This window comes from Aeromonas sp. R7-5, assembly GCF_040908015.1.
GTDB classification, from domain to species: domain Bacteria; phylum Pseudomonadota; class Gammaproteobacteria; order Enterobacterales; family Aeromonadaceae; genus Aeromonas; species Aeromonas caviae.
Genome location: NZ_JBFOCZ010000033.1, coordinates 338,248 through 352,307, shown reverse-complemented (window position 1 = coordinate 352,307; position 14,060 = coordinate 338,248). Strand labels below are relative to the sequence as shown.

12 protein-coding genes are annotated in these 14,060 nt (G+C 62.1%); 7 read left to right on the top strand and 5 right to left on the bottom strand.

The genetic code is table 11. The features are described from left to right. Positions 1-169 precede the first annotated feature (169 nt). The gene (gene tkt, locus AB5Y53_RS17060) at positions 170-2,161 is read right to left on the bottom strand and encodes a transketolase (protein ID WP_039040146.1); all 1,992 of its coding nucleotides are present in this window, start codon (positions 2,159-2,161) and stop codon (positions 170-172) included. A 340-nt stretch (positions 2,162-2,501) separates the two neighbouring features. On the opposite strand from tkt, the gene metK reads away from it, so the two are divergent. From metK to ruvX, 7 genes are all read left to right on the top strand, one after another. Beyond that, positions 2,502-3,653 carry a methionine adenosyltransferase gene (gene metK, locus AB5Y53_RS17055; RefSeq protein ID WP_010673869.1) on the top strand — a complete coding sequence of 384 codons (1,152 nt, stop codon included), beginning with the start codon at positions 2,502-2,504 and terminating at the stop codon, positions 3,651-3,653. Positions 3,654-3,720: 67 nt separating this feature from the next. Further along, positions 3,721-4,260, top strand: a complete 540-nt coding sequence (locus AB5Y53_RS17050; protein ID WP_368182650.1) for a SprT family zinc-dependent metalloprotease — start codon at positions 3,721-3,723, stop codon at positions 4,258-4,260. A gap of 73 nt (positions 4,261-4,333) precedes the next feature. Beyond that, entirely contained in the window at positions 4,334-5,026 is a 693-nt protein-coding gene (locus AB5Y53_RS17045) for an endonuclease (protein ID WP_039040144.1), read from the top strand. Positions 5,027-5,155: 129 nt separating this feature from the next. Continuing rightward, positions 5,156-5,887, top strand: coding sequence for a 16S rRNA (uracil(1498)-N(3))-methyltransferase (gene rsmE / locus AB5Y53_RS17040; protein WP_104455513.1), 732 nt, complete (start codon positions 5,156-5,158; stop codon positions 5,885-5,887). A 119-nt stretch (positions 5,888-6,006) separates the two neighbouring features. After that, positions 6,007-6,957 (top strand): glutathione synthase, encoded by a 951-nt coding sequence (gshB, locus tag AB5Y53_RS17035; RefSeq protein WP_041212592.1) that lies wholly within the window; start codon positions 6,007-6,009, stop codon positions 6,955-6,957. Positions 6,958-7,111: 154 nt separating this feature from the next. Then, complete coding sequence (locus tag AB5Y53_RS17030; RefSeq protein WP_010673864.1) at positions 7,112-7,666, top strand: YqgE/AlgH family protein; 555 nt, start codon at positions 7,112-7,114, stop codon at positions 7,664-7,666. A 112-nt stretch (positions 7,667-7,778) separates the two neighbouring features. Further along, positions 7,779-8,201: a Holliday junction resolvase RuvX gene (gene ruvX, locus AB5Y53_RS17025; RefSeq protein ID WP_010673863.1), complete on the top strand. Its 423-nt coding sequence runs from the start codon at positions 7,779-7,781 to the stop codon at positions 8,199-8,201. On the opposite strand, the gene yidZ is transcribed toward ruvX, so the two are convergent. The 4 genes from yidZ to AB5Y53_RS17005 all read right to left on the bottom strand — a co-directional run bounded on the left by yidZ (position 8,198) and on the right by AB5Y53_RS17005 (position 13,469). Further along, a complete protein-coding gene (gene yidZ / locus AB5Y53_RS17020; RefSeq protein WP_049636984.1) occupies positions 8,198-9,238 on the bottom strand; it encodes an HTH-type transcriptional regulator YidZ in 1,041 nt (346 codons plus the stop codon). The two genes, ruvX and yidZ, sit on opposite strands and share 4 nt — an antisense overlap. Before the next feature lie 10 nt (positions 9,239-9,248). Continuing rightward, positions 9,249-10,415: an MdtL family multidrug efflux MFS transporter gene (locus AB5Y53_RS17015; RefSeq protein WP_368182648.1), complete on the bottom strand. Its 1,167-nt coding sequence runs from the start codon at positions 10,413-10,415 to the stop codon at positions 9,249-9,251. Between the two features lie 292 nt (positions 10,416-10,707). Beyond that, the gene (blaMOX, locus tag AB5Y53_RS17010; protein ID WP_319907987.1) at positions 10,708-11,859 is read right to left on the bottom strand and encodes a CMY-1/MOX family class C beta-lactamase; all 1,152 of its coding nucleotides are present in this window, start codon (positions 11,857-11,859) and stop codon (positions 10,708-10,710) included. Between the two features lie 179 nt (positions 11,860-12,038). Continuing rightward, the gene (locus AB5Y53_RS17005) at positions 12,039-13,469 is read right to left on the bottom strand and encodes a sodium:alanine symporter family protein (protein WP_042880806.1); all 1,431 of its coding nucleotides are present in this window, start codon (positions 13,467-13,469) and stop codon (positions 12,039-12,041) included. Positions 13,470-14,060 lie beyond the last annotated feature (591 nt).

Sequence of the window (14,060 nt, the reverse complement as noted above, 5' to 3'; positions counted from 1 at the left end):
AGAATTATTTTTCTATATCTGAATTTACATAATCAAGAATAAAAGCTTTTGATATAACAAAGCAACACTAATAAAAATCTCTAATGTGAATAAAAAACGCCCCCCATCTTGCGATGGGGGGCGTTTTATCGTTCCGGCTATTGGGCCATCGTGGCCCAATAGTCAGCTTTTACAGGGACTCTGCGGTCGCAACCACATTTTCCACGGTAAAGCCGAATTCCTTGAACAGCAGCTCGGCCGGCGCGGACTCACCGAAGGTGCGCATGCCGATGATCTTGCCGCCAAAGCCCACGTACTTGTACCAGTAGTCGGCGATGCCCGCTTCGATGGCCACGCGCTTGGTAACGGCGGCCGGCAGGACGGACTCTTTGTACTCGGCGGACTGGGCATCGAACACGTCGGTAGACGGGATGGAGACCACGCGCACGGCACGGCCCTTGGCAGTCAGCTGCTCATAGGCAGCCACGGCCAGCTCCACTTCGGAACCGGTGGCGATCAGGATCAGCTCCGGAGTACCGGCGCAATCCTTCAGCACGTAACCACCCTTGGCGGCATCGGCCAGTTGCTGGGCGGTGCGGTCCATCTGGGCCAGGTTCTGACGGGAGAAGATCAGGGAGGTCGGGCCGTCGGTACGCTCGATGGCGTGTTTCCAGGCGATGGCGGACTCTACCTGGTCACACGGGCGCCAGGTGCTCATGTTCGGGGTCAGACGCAGGGAGGCGATCTGCTCGACCGGCTGGTGAGTCGGACCATCTTCACCCAGACCGATGGAGTCGTGGGTGTAGACGAAGATGGCGCGCTGCTTCATCAGGGCGGCCATGCGCAGGGCGTTGCGGGCGTACTCCATGAACATCAGGAAGGTGGCGCCGTAGGGGATGAAACCACCGTGCAGGGCGATGCCGTTCATGATGGCGGACATGCCGAACTCGCGCACGCCGTAGTGGATGTAGTTGCCTGCGGCGCTCTCGGGAGTCAGGGACTTGGAGCCGGACCACATGGTCAGGTTGGACGGCGCGAGATCCGCGGAGCCGCCCATGAATTCCGGCAGCAGCTTGCCGAAGGCTTCCAGGGAGTTCTGGGACGCTTTACGGGTCGCGATCTTGGCCGGGTTGGCCTGCAGGGTTTCGATGATCTTGGCGGATTCAGCAGCCCAGTTGGCCGGCAGCTCGCCAGTGGTACGGCGCTTGAACTCGGCAGCCAGGGCCGGGTGAGCGGCTTCATAGGCGGCGAACTTGGCAGCCCAGTCGGATTCGAGCTTGGCGCCCTTTTCCTGACCGTTCCACTCGGCGGCGATGTCGGACGGGATGACGAACGGCGCGTGGTCCCACTTCAGGAAGGCACGGGCGGCGGCGATCTCGTCGTTGCCCAGCGGTGCGCCGTGGCAGTCGTGGGAGCCAGACTTGTTCGGGGAACCGTAGCCGATGATGGTGCGGCAGCAGATCAGGGTCGGCTTGCCGGTCTCGGCCTTGGCGGCTTCGATGGCAGCGTTGATGGCTTCCGGGTTGTGACCGTCAACGGCCGGGATGACGTGCCAGCCGTAGGCTTCGAAGCGCTTGGGAGTGTCGTCGGTGAACCAGCCTTCTACGTGACCATCGATGGAGATGCCGTTGTCATCCCAGAACGCGATCAGCTTGCCCAGACCCAGGGTGCCGGCCAGGGAGCAGGCTTCGTGGGAGATACCTTCCATCAGGCAGCCGTCGCCCATGAAGGCGTAGGTGTAGTGGTCGACGATGTCGTGACCCGGCTGGTTGAACTGCTCGGCCATGGCCTTCTCGGCGATCGCCATGCCCACGGCATTGGTGATGCCCTGACCCAGCGGACCGGTGGTGGTTTCAACGCCCGGCGCATAACCGTACTCCGGGTGACCCGGGGTGCGAGAGTGCAGTTGGCGGAAGTTTTTCAGATCGTCGATGGAGAGGTCATAACCGGAGAGGTGCAGCAGGGAGTACAGCAGCATGGAGCCGTGGCCGTTGGAGAGAATGAAACGGTCGCGGTCGGCCCACTTGGGGTTGTTCGGGTTGTGTTTGAGGTGGCTGCGCCACAGCACTTCAGCGATATCCGCCATTCCCATGGGGGCGCCCGGGTGACCGGAGTTGGCTTTTTGAACGGCATCCATACTCAATGCACGAATGGCATTGGCAAGCTCTTTACGAGAAGGCATCTGTATCTCCTGCGATTGCTTCATTTGATGGCCAAGATTAAGGCGCGTTATTGTCCCAGCAGGGGGCGCGGCGTGCAAATATTATCTGGGCGAATAAAGTGGCTTTGGGAGCACAATCGCTTTTCTGGGCGGGGAAAACGATTCAATCCGCCCTCTGCCTTACCTCCATGGAGGTGGATCCCTTCCCCATCCCGCCCCGGGCGGCTCCACCCCCAAATAGTGCTGGCAATCACTGGATGACCTATTTAAAATAGACGTCCAGATGTAGATACCTCTACAGTCATCCTGTCATTATCCGGTTATGGCCAAGGCGATAACCCTTACGAATCGAGAACCAAACATGGCAAAGCTGTTTACTTCCGAGTCGGTCTCCGAAGGCCATCCCGATAAAATCGCCGACCAGATCTCCGATGCGGTGCTGGACGCCATCCTGCAGCAGGACACCAAGGCGCGCGTCGCCTGCGAAACCCTGGTCAAGACCGGCATGGTGATGGTAGCCGGCGAAGTGACCACCTCTGCCTGGGTCGACATCGAACAGATCGTGCGCGACACCGTGCGCGAGATTGGTTACACCCACTCCGACATGGGCTTCGACGCCGACTCCTGCGCCGTGCTGAACGCCATCGGCAAACAGTCTCCGGACATCAACCAGGGCGTCGACCGTACCGACCCGCTGGAGCAAGGTGCCGGTGACCAGGGCCTGATGTTCGGCTACGCCACCAACGAAACCGACGTGCTGATGCCCGCGCCCATCACCTACTCCCACCTGCTGGTGAAGCGTCAGGCAGAAGTGCGCAAGAACGGCACCCTGCCGTGGCTGCGTCCGGACGCCAAGAGCCAGCTGACCTTCGCCTACGACGACGCAGGCAAGATCCTGGGTGTCGATGCCGTGGTGCTCTCCACCCAGCATTGCGACTCCATCAGCCACAGCGATCTGGTGGAAGCGGTGCGCGAAGAGATCATCAAGCCGGTGCTGCCCGCCGAGTGGATCAACAAGGACACCAAGTACTTCATCAACCCGACCGGTCGTTTCGTCATCGGCGGCCCCATGGGTGACTGCGGTCTGACCGGTCGCAAGATCATCGTCGACACCTACGGCGGCATGGCCCGTCACGGTGGTGGCGCCTTCTCCGGCAAGGATCCGTCCAAGGTGGACCGCTCTGCCGCCTATGCCGCCCGCTACGTGGCCAAGAACATCGTGGCCGCAGGTCTCGCGGATCGCTGTGAAGTGCAGGTCTCCTACGCCATCGGCGTGGCCGAGCCCACCTCCATCAGCGTCGAAACCTTCGGCACCGGCAAGGTGGCCGAAGCCCTGCTGGTCAAGCTGGTGCGCGAGTTCTTCGAGCTGCGCCCCTATGGCCTCATCGAGATGCTGGATCTGAAGCGTCCGATCTACCAGGCAACCGCCGCTTACGGCCACTTCGGCCGCGACGAGTTCCCCTGGGAGAAGACCGACAAGGCCGAGCTGCTGCGCGCTGCCGCTGGCCTGTAAGGCTCGAGGTTGTGATAAAAGGGGAGCCTGGCTCCCCTTTTGCTTTTGTGTCCGTCCCGAGGATCCCATGCCTGCCACTGCCACCCGGCTTGACCCCGCCCTCATCGAGATGCTGCTCACGCGCGTCGAGGCCTGCTTTGTACAGGCTGAAACGCGCCTTGGCCGCACCTTTCCCCGCCCGCAAGTCCATTGCAACATGCGGGGCCGGGCGGCAGGGTCTGCGCGGCTGCAAACCTGGGAGCTGCGTTTCAATCCGGCGCTCTATCAGGCCAATCAGCAGGCATTTCTCAGGGAAGTGGTGCCCCACGAGGTGGCGCACCTGCTGGTCTATGCGCTCTGGGGAGAGGGGCGCGGCAAGAGCCGGGTACTGCCCCACGGCCGCCAGTGGCAGTCGGTGATGCGGGAGCTGTTCGACCTCGAACCCAGCACCACCCACAGCTTCGATCTGGGGGTGCTGGCCCAGCGCACCTTCGTGTATGCCTGCGCCTGCCAGCAGCATCCCCTCTCGGTGCGCCGCCACAACAAGGTGATGCGCGGCGAGGCCCGCTATCACTGTCGCCGCTGTCGCCAGCCCCTGGTGTGGCAGCGCGACACGACGGCGGATTGAGTCACCCCGTGTCGCGCTCCTGTGATAGGGTGCGCGCTTACTTCATTCAACTGTCTCATTGCCAAGGATATTCATGTTTCGCCCTCTGCTCTCCCTCTGCCTGGCCCTGCTGGTCAGTGCCCCGGCCCATGCCGACAACATCCAGACTTTTCGCGCCGCCAAGCAGGATCTGAACAAGCTCTACCAGAGCCACCCCGTCACCTTCTACTGCGGCTGCAACATCAAGTTCAGCGGCAAGAAGATGGCCCCCGACTGGGAGAGCTGCGGCTACCTGCCGCGCAAGCAGGCCGAGCGGGCCTCCCGCATCGAATGGGAGCACGTGGTGCCCGCCTGGGAGTTCGGCCACCAGCTCCAGTGCTGGCAGGACGGGGGTCGCAAGAATTGCGGCAAGAGCGACGAGTTCAACAGGATGGAGGGAGACATGCACAACCTCTTCCCCGCCATCGGCGAGGTGAACGGCGATCGGGCGAACTTCCGCTTCAGCGACTGGAACGGCAAACCCAACCAGTACGGCAAGTGCCAGATGCTGGTGGACTTCAAGGAGCGCCAGGTGCAGCCGCCCAAGGGGCCGGTGCGTGGCCAGATCGCCCGCGCCTACCTCTACATGAGCCAGCAGTACGGACTGCGTCTGGCGGCCCAGCAGCGCAAGCTTTACGAAGCCTGGGACAGGCAGTATCCGGCTGATCGCTGGGAGTGCGAGCGCAACCGCCGTATCGGCAAGCTGCAGGGCAATACCAATCCCTTCATTGAAAAGCAGTGCCAATAACCCCATTTGACCAGGGAGGGGGAGCGTCCCCCTCCTCCTGAATCCCTTCACTCTCTGTCTCGCGAGCCTTGCTCGCCGCCGTGCAGTAGGGTATTGAAGGGTTTCCAAGCAAGAGACTGACTATCAGCCATGCGCATTCCACGTATCTATGAACCGGCCAGCCTGCAGGTTGGCCAGACCCTCGCCCTGTCGGAAGACGGTGCCAATCACATCGGCCGCGTGCTGCGCATGCAGCCGGGCCAGCAGCTCGAGCTGTTCAACGGCGACGGCCACCAGTACCCCGCCACCATCGCCAACGTCGGCAAGAAGTCGGTGGAAGTGACCATCGACAGTTGCGAGACCCGCTCGGTGGAGTCCCCGCTGGCCATCCACCTGGGTCAGGTGATCAGCCGCGGCGACAAGATGGACTTCACCATCCAGAAATCGGTGGAGCTCGGCGTCACCTGCATCACGCCCCTCTTCTCCGAGCGCTGCGGCGTCAAGCTGCCCGCCGATCGGCTCGAGAAAAAGCGCGAGCAGTGGCAGAAGGTGGTGATCAGCGCCTGCGAGCAGTGCGGCCGCAATACCGTGCCCGAGGTGCGCATGCCGATGGAGCTGGACGCCTGGCTGGCGGAAGAGACCCAGGAGCTCAAGCTCAACCTGCACCCGCGCGCCCCTTACAGCATCAACACCCTGCCGATCCCTGAGCACGGCGTGCGCCTGCTGATCGGCCCGGAAGGGGGCTTGTCCAGCGACGAGATCGCCCGTACCGTGCAGGAAGATTTCAAGGAGATGCTGCTGGGGCCGCGGGTGCTGCGCACCGAAACCGCCGCCCTGACGGCGATTACTGCGCTTCAGTGCCGCTTTGGCGATCTCGCTTGATACTATCTGGCGGTGTCGATAAGCCGTGTGGCGCATCACATCATGGCAGCCTCAAACGGCCGATTACGCTGCGCTAATCGACCCTACAACCCTATCGAGCCATTAGGAAGGAAACTCGGATGACCATTAAACTCGGCATCGTGATGGACCCCATCTCGGCCATCAACATCAAGAAGGACTCCAGCTTCGCCATGCTCGAAGAGGCGCAAAAGCGCGGCTACGAGCTGTTCTATCTGGAGATGAAGGATCTCTACATGGAGGCCGGTCGCGCCTTCGGTACCATGCGTCCGCTCACCGTCAAATATGACTATGCCGACTGGTATAGCCTGGGCGAGGTGGTGGATCAGCCGCTCTCCAGCCTAGACGTGATCCTGATGCGCAAGGATCCCCCCTTCGACACCGAGTTCATCTACGCCACCTACATGCTGGAGCGGGCCGAGGATGAGGGCTGCCTCATCGTCAACAAGCCCCAGAGCCTGCGCGACGCTAACGAAAAGCTCTACACCGCCTGGTTTGCCGAACACACCCCGACCACGCTCGTCACTCGCAGAGCCGACAAGCTGCGAGCCTTCCACGCCAAGCACAAGGACGTCATCCTCAAGCCGCTGGACGGTATGGGCGGCGCCTCCATCTTCCGCATGAAGGAGGATGACGCCAACGTCGGCGTCATCATCGAGACATTAACCTCTCACGGCAGCCAGTACTGCATGGCGCAGACCTATCTGCCCGCCATCAAGGATGGCGACAAGCGGGTGCTGGTGGTGGACGGCGAGCCGGTACCCTACTGCCTGGCCCGCATTCCGGCCCAAGGTGAGACCCGTGGCAACCTGGCGGCAGGTGGCCGTGGTGAGGCGCGCCCTTTGAGTGACGCGGACTGGGCCATCGCCCGCGCGGTGGGTCCGACCCTGAAAGAGAAGGGGCTCATCTTCGTCGGCCTCGACATCATCGGCGATCGCCTGACCGAGATTAACGTCACCAGCCCGACCTGCATCCGCGAGATTGAGGCAGCCTTCGACGTCTCCATTACCGGCATGCTGATGGACGCCATCGAGCGCCGACTGGGCCGCTGACCCCTTCCCCAGCGACCCGTTGCCGCAGCGAGGAAACACACACAAGGGGCCGTGAAGGCCCCTTTGACTGCCGGCAAAAAGCGGTTTTGCCCGCCGCCATCAACTGCCATAATCACCCCAAATACCTTTGCACGCTAAGAGATACATACGCTCCATGCAAACACTGCAAAATCATTTTCTGCTCGCCATGCCGAGCCTCACGGACGCCTATTTCCAGCGCTCCCTGGTCTATCTGTGCGAACACAGCAGCGAAGGCGCCATGGGACTGGTGGTCAACATTCCGGTCGACATGTCCCTGGACGCCATGCTGACCAAGCTCAATCTCAATCCCCCCGCCACCGCCGAGATGAAACAGCCGGTGTTGCAGGGGGGGCCGGTGCACGGGGATCGCGGCTTCGTGTTGCACAGCTTCCGCCCGGGGTTCAACTCCACCCTGCAGGTGAGCGACGAGATGATGGTCACCACCTCCAAGGACATCCTGGAGACCCTGGGCACCGACGAGGCGCCGGACCACTGGCTGGTGGCGCTCGGTTACGCCGGCTGGAGTGCAGGCCAGCTCGAGCAGGAGCTGGTGGATGGCGCCTGGCTGGTGATCCCCCCCAATCCCAAGCTGGTCTTCGATACCCCCATCCACCTGCGCTGGCAGCAAGCCGCAGCGAGCATTGGGGTCAACCCCCTGCACCTCTCCAGCCAGGTGGGGCATAGCTGACACCCCGGCCCTCCCCTCCGGGGGAGGCGGCACGCTCACCTCCCACCATGAGCAGGGGGAGACAGGGAGGGGGCTTCCCCCTTCATTTATCCATCCATTTCGAGGAGACCCCATGTCATCACGCAGCATCATGGGCTTTGACTACGGCACCAAGAGCATCGGTGTCGCCATCGGCCAGGAGCTCACGGGCAGCGCCCGCCCCCTTCGCTCCCTCAAGGCCAACGACGGCATCCCCAACTGGGACGAGATCGAGAAGCTGATCAAGGAGTGGCAACCGGATCTGCTGATCGTCGGTCTGCCGCTCAACATGGATGGCACGGACCAGGAGATCACGGTGCGGGCCCGCAAGTTCGGCAATCGCCTGCACGGCCGCTTCGGCAAGCCGGTGGAGTTCAAGGACGAGCGGCTCACCACCACGGATGCCCGCGCCCGCCTGTTTGAACGTGGCGGCTACAAGGCGCTGGACAAGGGGAGCGTGGACGGCGTCTCCGCCCAGCTCATCGTCGAAGCCTGGATGGAAGAGCAGTACGACTAAACCGGGGTGCCTCCTCCCCCTTGCTTCTCTTTCGCCGCCCCGCTCTCCATGGGCCCGCCCCAGGCAAAACGCGTCATCCCCGCCGCGGCCAGGCCATAGAGCCGCCGGATCTCTCCCCGCAACCACATCACCTTGGCATCCTGATTGTGGCGCTTGTGCCACAGCAGGATGAAGGCGATCTCCAACTGGGCATAGAGAGACTCTTCCAGCGGCAACGGCATGGGGATGAGGTCGGGGTGATGTCTGGCGGCATAGTCCGCGCAATATGAAGGCACCACTGCGATCAGCTCATGGCTCTTTTGGGCGGCGATGTGCAGCGCCTGCTCGAAGCTCGCCACCATGATGGGCACCTGCCGCCTGTGGCCTTCGTCCTCCAGCAGATCATCCAGTGCCCAGCTGTCGCTGGCCTCCCACACCACGCTCACCTGGGGGCAGGCCAGAAAGCGGGTCAGCGACCACGTCTGCCCGAGCAAGGGGTGATCCTTGCGCAGGAACACCACGGGACGATCGCAGAACAGCACCTCGTGATCGATGTAATAGGGCAGCCGGTTGACCCTGGCATGGGAGCGGCCGTGGGTCTCCCGGGCGCAGAAGCCGAGATCCGCCTCCCCGTTGACAATGTCGTTGAGGGAGTGGTGATCCCAGCCCAACATCCTGACCACGGAGTGGGGGTACTTCTGGTAGATGGTCGTGGGTAGCTCGCTCAGGAAGCTGATGCCAAAGGGGGACTCCATCACCAGACTGAAGCGGGCCCCCTCGGGGATCGCCTCGCGGTTGAGGGTACTGATGCTCTCGGTGAGCTGGAACCAGGTCTTGAGCTCCTCCGCCAGGGTCAGGGAGAGATTGGTCGGCTGCAAGCCCTGGCGCACGCGCACGAAGAGGGGGTCCCCGAACCAGTCCCGCAGCTTGCCGAGCGCCTTGCTCACCGCCGACGGGGTGACACACAGCTTCTTGGCCGCCCCCGCCACGCTGCGCTCCTGCATCAGGTGCCTGAAGACCACCAGCAGGTTCAAATCGAGTTCACCCAGATTGCGCATCGCGTCTCTCCTATCCCCGAGCCCGTACTCGCCGTACCGCACGCCATGGTAGCAGCACCTTGACCACTAGGTAACCGAGCAGCGCCAGCAGGAGTGCCAGGATCAGCATCCAGAGCGCAGGCATCCCCAGATGGCCCATCCCCCAGATGAAGAGCCCGGACAACCCTATCTGCATGATGCAGAGCAGGGCACTGGCCGATGCCACCTGATCCCCGCACACATCCAGCGCCTCCCCCATCGCCACCCCGAACCCGCAGGAAAACCCGATGCAGACCAGGGCACACCCCGCCAGCAGCCAGGACAGGCCGCCTTCGGGCCCGCTGCTGCACAGCAGGGCGAGCAAAGCCAGCAGGTAGGCGAGGTGGGAGAGCGCCAGCACCCTTGCCTTGCCGAGCCAGCGCAGCAGCAAGGGGGTCAGGAAGGAAGCGGACATGCTCACCCCGGCCATCGCCATCATCAGCCGGGTGTACTGCTCGGGAGACAGGCCGAACATGGTCATCAGGACGAGGGGCGAGACGCTCACATAGACCAGGATGGCGGTCACGCTGGCGCTGGTCAGCAAGGCGCGCAGCATGAAGGGGGCCATGCCCAGCAGGGCCAGCGGCGATGCCCCCGCTGGCTGGCGGGCGGGGCGGGTCTCCTTGAGCAGTCGCAGGTTGACCAGGGCGCTGATGGCGGCCACCAGCGCCATGCCCACGAAGATGCCGCGCCACTCGAAGTGCGACAGGATGAGATAACCGAGTACGGGAGCCAGCACCGGAATAACGCAGATCACGCCGTTGATGAGGGATAGGGCCATCGCGAGGCGCGCCTGGCTCAGCACATCCCGCAGCACGGTGAAGGTCATGATGTAGAGCGCTCCAGCGCCCACCCCTTGCCAGAAACGCCCCAGATAAAACTGGGCGATGCCGGTCGCCTCCGCCGCCACCAGGGAAGCGACCACGAAGATGAGGGCGCCCCCCAGCACCACGGGGCGCCTGCCATGGCGATCCGCCAGCATGCCCCCCGGCAGCACGGTAGCCGCCATGCCCAGCAGATAGATGGAAAAAGCGGTGTGGATCTGCGCCTCGCTCCCCTGCAGGGTTTGCGCAATGCGGGGGACGGCCACCAGATAGAGATCGATCCCGAGGGGATAGAGGATGATCATCAGAAAAGTACACAGCAGAAACATACCCATGAAGGCTCCATAGCAGCAGGTTTCACCATCACAGGTGCGCTGTCAGCGAGATTGACAACTCAATCCTGCAAAAGCAGAGGAAGATGCCGGGCACTATAGAGCGGGCGGCCTGCCGGGGCCTAGTGACGAGATGGCACTCGGTGAATGCCAATCCGGACATCTCCCGCAAGAGAGGTCCGGATTGGCATGCTCATCGACCCACCCCCTGCCAGGTCGCCCTTGAGGGGTCGGGTCCGAGGTAACGGGCACGCGGCGATGCGGCGTGCCCTCAAGGCTCAGCGAAGGCGCTCCATTACCTGGCCAGTTGCGTCAAGATGGCGTGGGCCGCCTTGATGCGCGCCTCGTTGGGGTAGTTGCGATTGGCCAGCATGACGACGCCGATCCCTTTGGCCGGCACGAAGGCCACATAGGCCCCGAAGCCGTTGGTCGAGCCGGTCTTGTTGAAGAGCACAGGGTGCCCTGTTGCAGCGGGCGCGGGCGCCGCCGGGTTGGCATTGTAAATCATCGCCGGGGAGTTGCCCGCCAGCAGCGTCTGCTCGCTGACGGGATAGGCGTAACGCTCCCAGCCCAGTCCCTGGGTCATCTCCCCCACCGCATACTGGCCCTGGTGAGTCAGGTCGATGGCCTGCTGCATGGCCGCATTATCCACCCCGCTGATGTTGGCCTTCACAAAGCGCAGCAGATCCGCCGAGCTGGTCTTGATGCCGTAGGCCTCGTCCGCCAGCATGCCGGGAGTGACGCGGATCGGCTTGTCCTCCTTCGAGTAGCCGTAGGCGTAGTGCCCCATCGCCTGCTCGGGCACATTGAGGTAGGTATGGTACAGGCCAAGCCCCGGCAGGATCGTCTGCTCCATCAGGCGATCGAACGGCTGCTTCATGCTGCTCGCCGCCAGATAGCCAAAGAGCCCGATGCTGGGGTTGGCGTACTGGCGATGGGAACCCGGCGAGTAGGCTGGGGTCCACTGGCGGTAGTAGGCCTGCATCTTCTCGAGCGAATCCACCTCCTCGGGGAATTGCAGCGGCAAGCCGCCTGCGCTGTAGGTAGCCAGCTCCCCCATGGTGATGTTGTCAAAGGCGGATCCCTTGAGCCAGGGGGCGAACAGACTCGCCTTGTCATCGAGCTCGAAGCTCCCCTGCACCACGGCGTAGGCCCCCAGCGTCGCGGTCAGGGTCTTGCTCACGGAACCTATCTCGAACAGGGTCTGCTCGCTCACACCGACTGCGCGCTCCCGATCGGCCACACCGTAGTTGAAATAGTGGGCCTTGCCATCCTTGAGCACGGCCACCGCCATGCCCGGGATCCTGTGCTCCTTGAGCAGCGGCCGGATGCTGGCATCCACCACGGGGCGCAGGGGATCGGTCGCCGCCTTGTCACCGGCATGAGCCAGGCCGGCCCACATCAGGGTGGCCAGAGCGCCCCACAGGATGGATTGTCGTTGTTGCATTGCATGTCTCCTGACTGTCGTTAGCAAGGTATCGCCATGGCGGCGAGTGATGAACCCAGCATAGTCCCACGAGGTGTGCTGCCGATGAGGCTCTGTGAAGTCAGTGTGAAGCCGCCCCCTCTTTTTACCCATGAAAAAGGGGAGCCATGGCTCCCCTTCAATCACCTTGCAACGCAGGCTTATTTCTTGCCCGGGTTGTCCCAGATCCCCTCTTCCAGCTGGCTGCGCAGCTCGGGGTATTTGTTGGCATCGAAGGTCGGCACGCGGCCCACCTTGAGCTGGTCGTTGTAGTCCTTGGCCAGCTTGATGGCGACGCCGGAGAGCAGCAGGATGGCCACCAGGTTGACGATGGCCATCAGCCCCATGGAGACATCCGCCAGAGCCCACACGGTCGGCAGTTCGCCCACGGAGCCGAACATCACCATGCCCAGCACGAACATCCGGAACAGCATCAGACCACCCTTGTGGTTGTGCTCGAGGAACACCAGGTTGGTCTCCGCATAGGAGTAGTTCGCCACGATGGAGGTGAAGGCGAAGAAGAAGATGGCCGCTGCGATGAAGATGTTGCCACCGCCGCCCACCTGGGAGGAGAGCGCGCGCTGGGTCAGCTCGACACCGGTCACGCCGGAACCCGGCTCGAACTGGCCGGACATCAGGATGATGGCGGCAGTACAGGTACAGATGACGATGGTATCGAGGAAGACACCCAGCATCTGCACATAACCCTGGGAGGCCGGGTGCGGCGGATAGGGGGTGGCGGTGGCGGCAGCATTGGGGGCAGAGCCCATGCCCGCCTCGTTGGAGAAGAGGCCGCGCTTGATGCCGTTGATCATCGCCTGGGAGATGGCATAGCCCATGGCGCCGGAACCTGCCTGCTCGATGCCGAAGGCAGACTTGATGATGAGGGCGAAGATACTCGGCAGCTCGCTGATGTTCATGAACACCACGAACAGCGCCATCAGGATGTAGGCCAGCGCCATGAAGGGCACCACCAGCTCGGCAAAGCGGGCGATGCCGCGAATGCCGCCGAAGATGATGAGACCGGAGAGCACCACCAGGGCCAGACCGCTCACCCAGTCAGGGATGCCGAAGGCGACGTTCATGGCCAGGCTGATGGAGTTGGCCTGCACCGCGTTGAACACCAGACCGAAGGCCAGCAGCAGGCAGAGGGAGAAGACCACTCCCATCCAGCGCATGCCGAGGCCGCGTTCCATGTAGTAGGCGGGACCGCCCCGGTAGTTGCCATCCTCATCCTTGACCTTGTAGAGCTGGGCCAGGGTGCTTTCCACGAAGGCGGTGGCCATGCCGATGAAGGCGATCAGCCACATCCAGAAGACGGCGCCAGGGCCACCCAGATAGATGGCGACGGCCACACCGGCCAGATTGCCCGTCCCGACGCGAGCCGCCAGGCTGGTACACAGAGCCTGGAAGGAGGAGATGCCGGCGCTGTCGGATTTGCGACTGTTGCGCAGGACCGAGAACATGTGGCCGAAGTGGCGGATCTGGATAAAGCCCAGGCGGAAGGTAAAGAAGATACCGACCCCGATCAGCAGGTAAATGAGCACGGCTCCCCACATCAGGTCGTTAATCATTGCAATCAAGGTGTCCATAATTCTCTCGTTGTTATCACATCCATGGCCAGTCTGCGCTGACCGCTCTCTGTCAATTTCCGAACCAGCATTGCGCCGAAGGGGCGGAATCTAGCATAGGGAGGGAATTCAGAATAGTGACAGGGCTCACTGGGGAGACAAAAAACGAGCAATTTGATGCAAAAAAGCTTCATTTAGCACGCAATAAATCAACAAAAATTGATGCGCTACCCAGCGCCCTTACAAATTAGAGCCAATAGAGAACCATTTTACAACTCATCCCATGGGGGTAAAAACCGCTGAGTGAAACGACATCAGGGAGACAAGCGTTTGCCTCTCATGCCTCATCGGCAAGGGGTTGTAACGCAAAACGTTTTACACGTAATTAAATTTCAAGTAGCTGACAGAACTATTTATGTGACCTCCCGCACAAATTCATGAATCCACCAAAATAATTGCGCTTTTCCATGTCGGAGCCAGCCGCCACACCATGAATAAAACTCGTTTTTTATCAAACACTTTCACTCGACAGCCGGTACCGCTTTCACCACCTGGCTGATTCGCATACAAGCCCCCCTATTGCAGGATGCGCCACATCCGTATTAATTAGGC

Bases quoted from the DNA above. Each gene is read 5' to 3' on its own strand.
- AB5Y53_RS17030 (WP_010673864.1), top strand. From the start codon at position 7,112: ATGCAAACACTGCAAAATCATTTTCTGCTCGCCATGCCGAGCCTCACG.
- metK (WP_010673869.1), top strand. From the start codon at position 2,502: ATGGCAAAGCTGTTTACTTCCGAGTCGGTCTCCGAAGGCCATCCCGAT.
- ruvX (WP_010673863.1), top strand. From the start codon at position 7,779: ATGTCATCACGCAGCATCATGGGCTTTGACTACGGCACCAAGAGCATC.
- AB5Y53_RS17045 (WP_039040144.1), top strand. From the start codon at position 4,334: ATGTTTCGCCCTCTGCTCTCCCTCTGCCTGGCCCTGCTGGTCAGTGCC.
- AB5Y53_RS17015 (WP_368182648.1), bottom strand. From the start codon at position 10,415: ATGGGTATGTTTCTGCTGTGTACTTTTCTGATGATCATCCTCTATCCC.
- blaMOX (WP_319907987.1), bottom strand. From the start codon at position 11,859: ATGCAACAACGACAATCCATCCTGTGGGGCGCTCTGGCCACCCTGATG.
- AB5Y53_RS17005 (WP_042880806.1), bottom strand. From the start codon at position 13,469: ATGGACACCTTGATTGCAATGATTAACGACCTGATGTGGGGAGCCGTG.
- rsmE (WP_104455513.1), top strand. From the start codon at position 5,156: ATGCGCATTCCACGTATCTATGAACCGGCCAGCCTGCAGGTTGGCCAG.
- AB5Y53_RS17050 (WP_368182650.1), top strand. From the start codon at position 3,721: ATGCCTGCCACTGCCACCCGGCTTGACCCCGCCCTCATCGAGATGCTG.
- yidZ (WP_049636984.1), bottom strand. From the start codon at position 9,238: ATGCGCAATCTGGGTGAACTCGATTTGAACCTGCTGGTGGTCTTCAGG.
- gshB (WP_041212592.1), top strand. From the start codon at position 6,007: ATGACCATTAAACTCGGCATCGTGATGGACCCCATCTCGGCCATCAAC.
- tkt (WP_039040146.1), bottom strand. From the start codon at position 2,161: ATGCCTTCTCGTAAAGAGCTTGCCAATGCCATTCGTGCATTGAGTATG.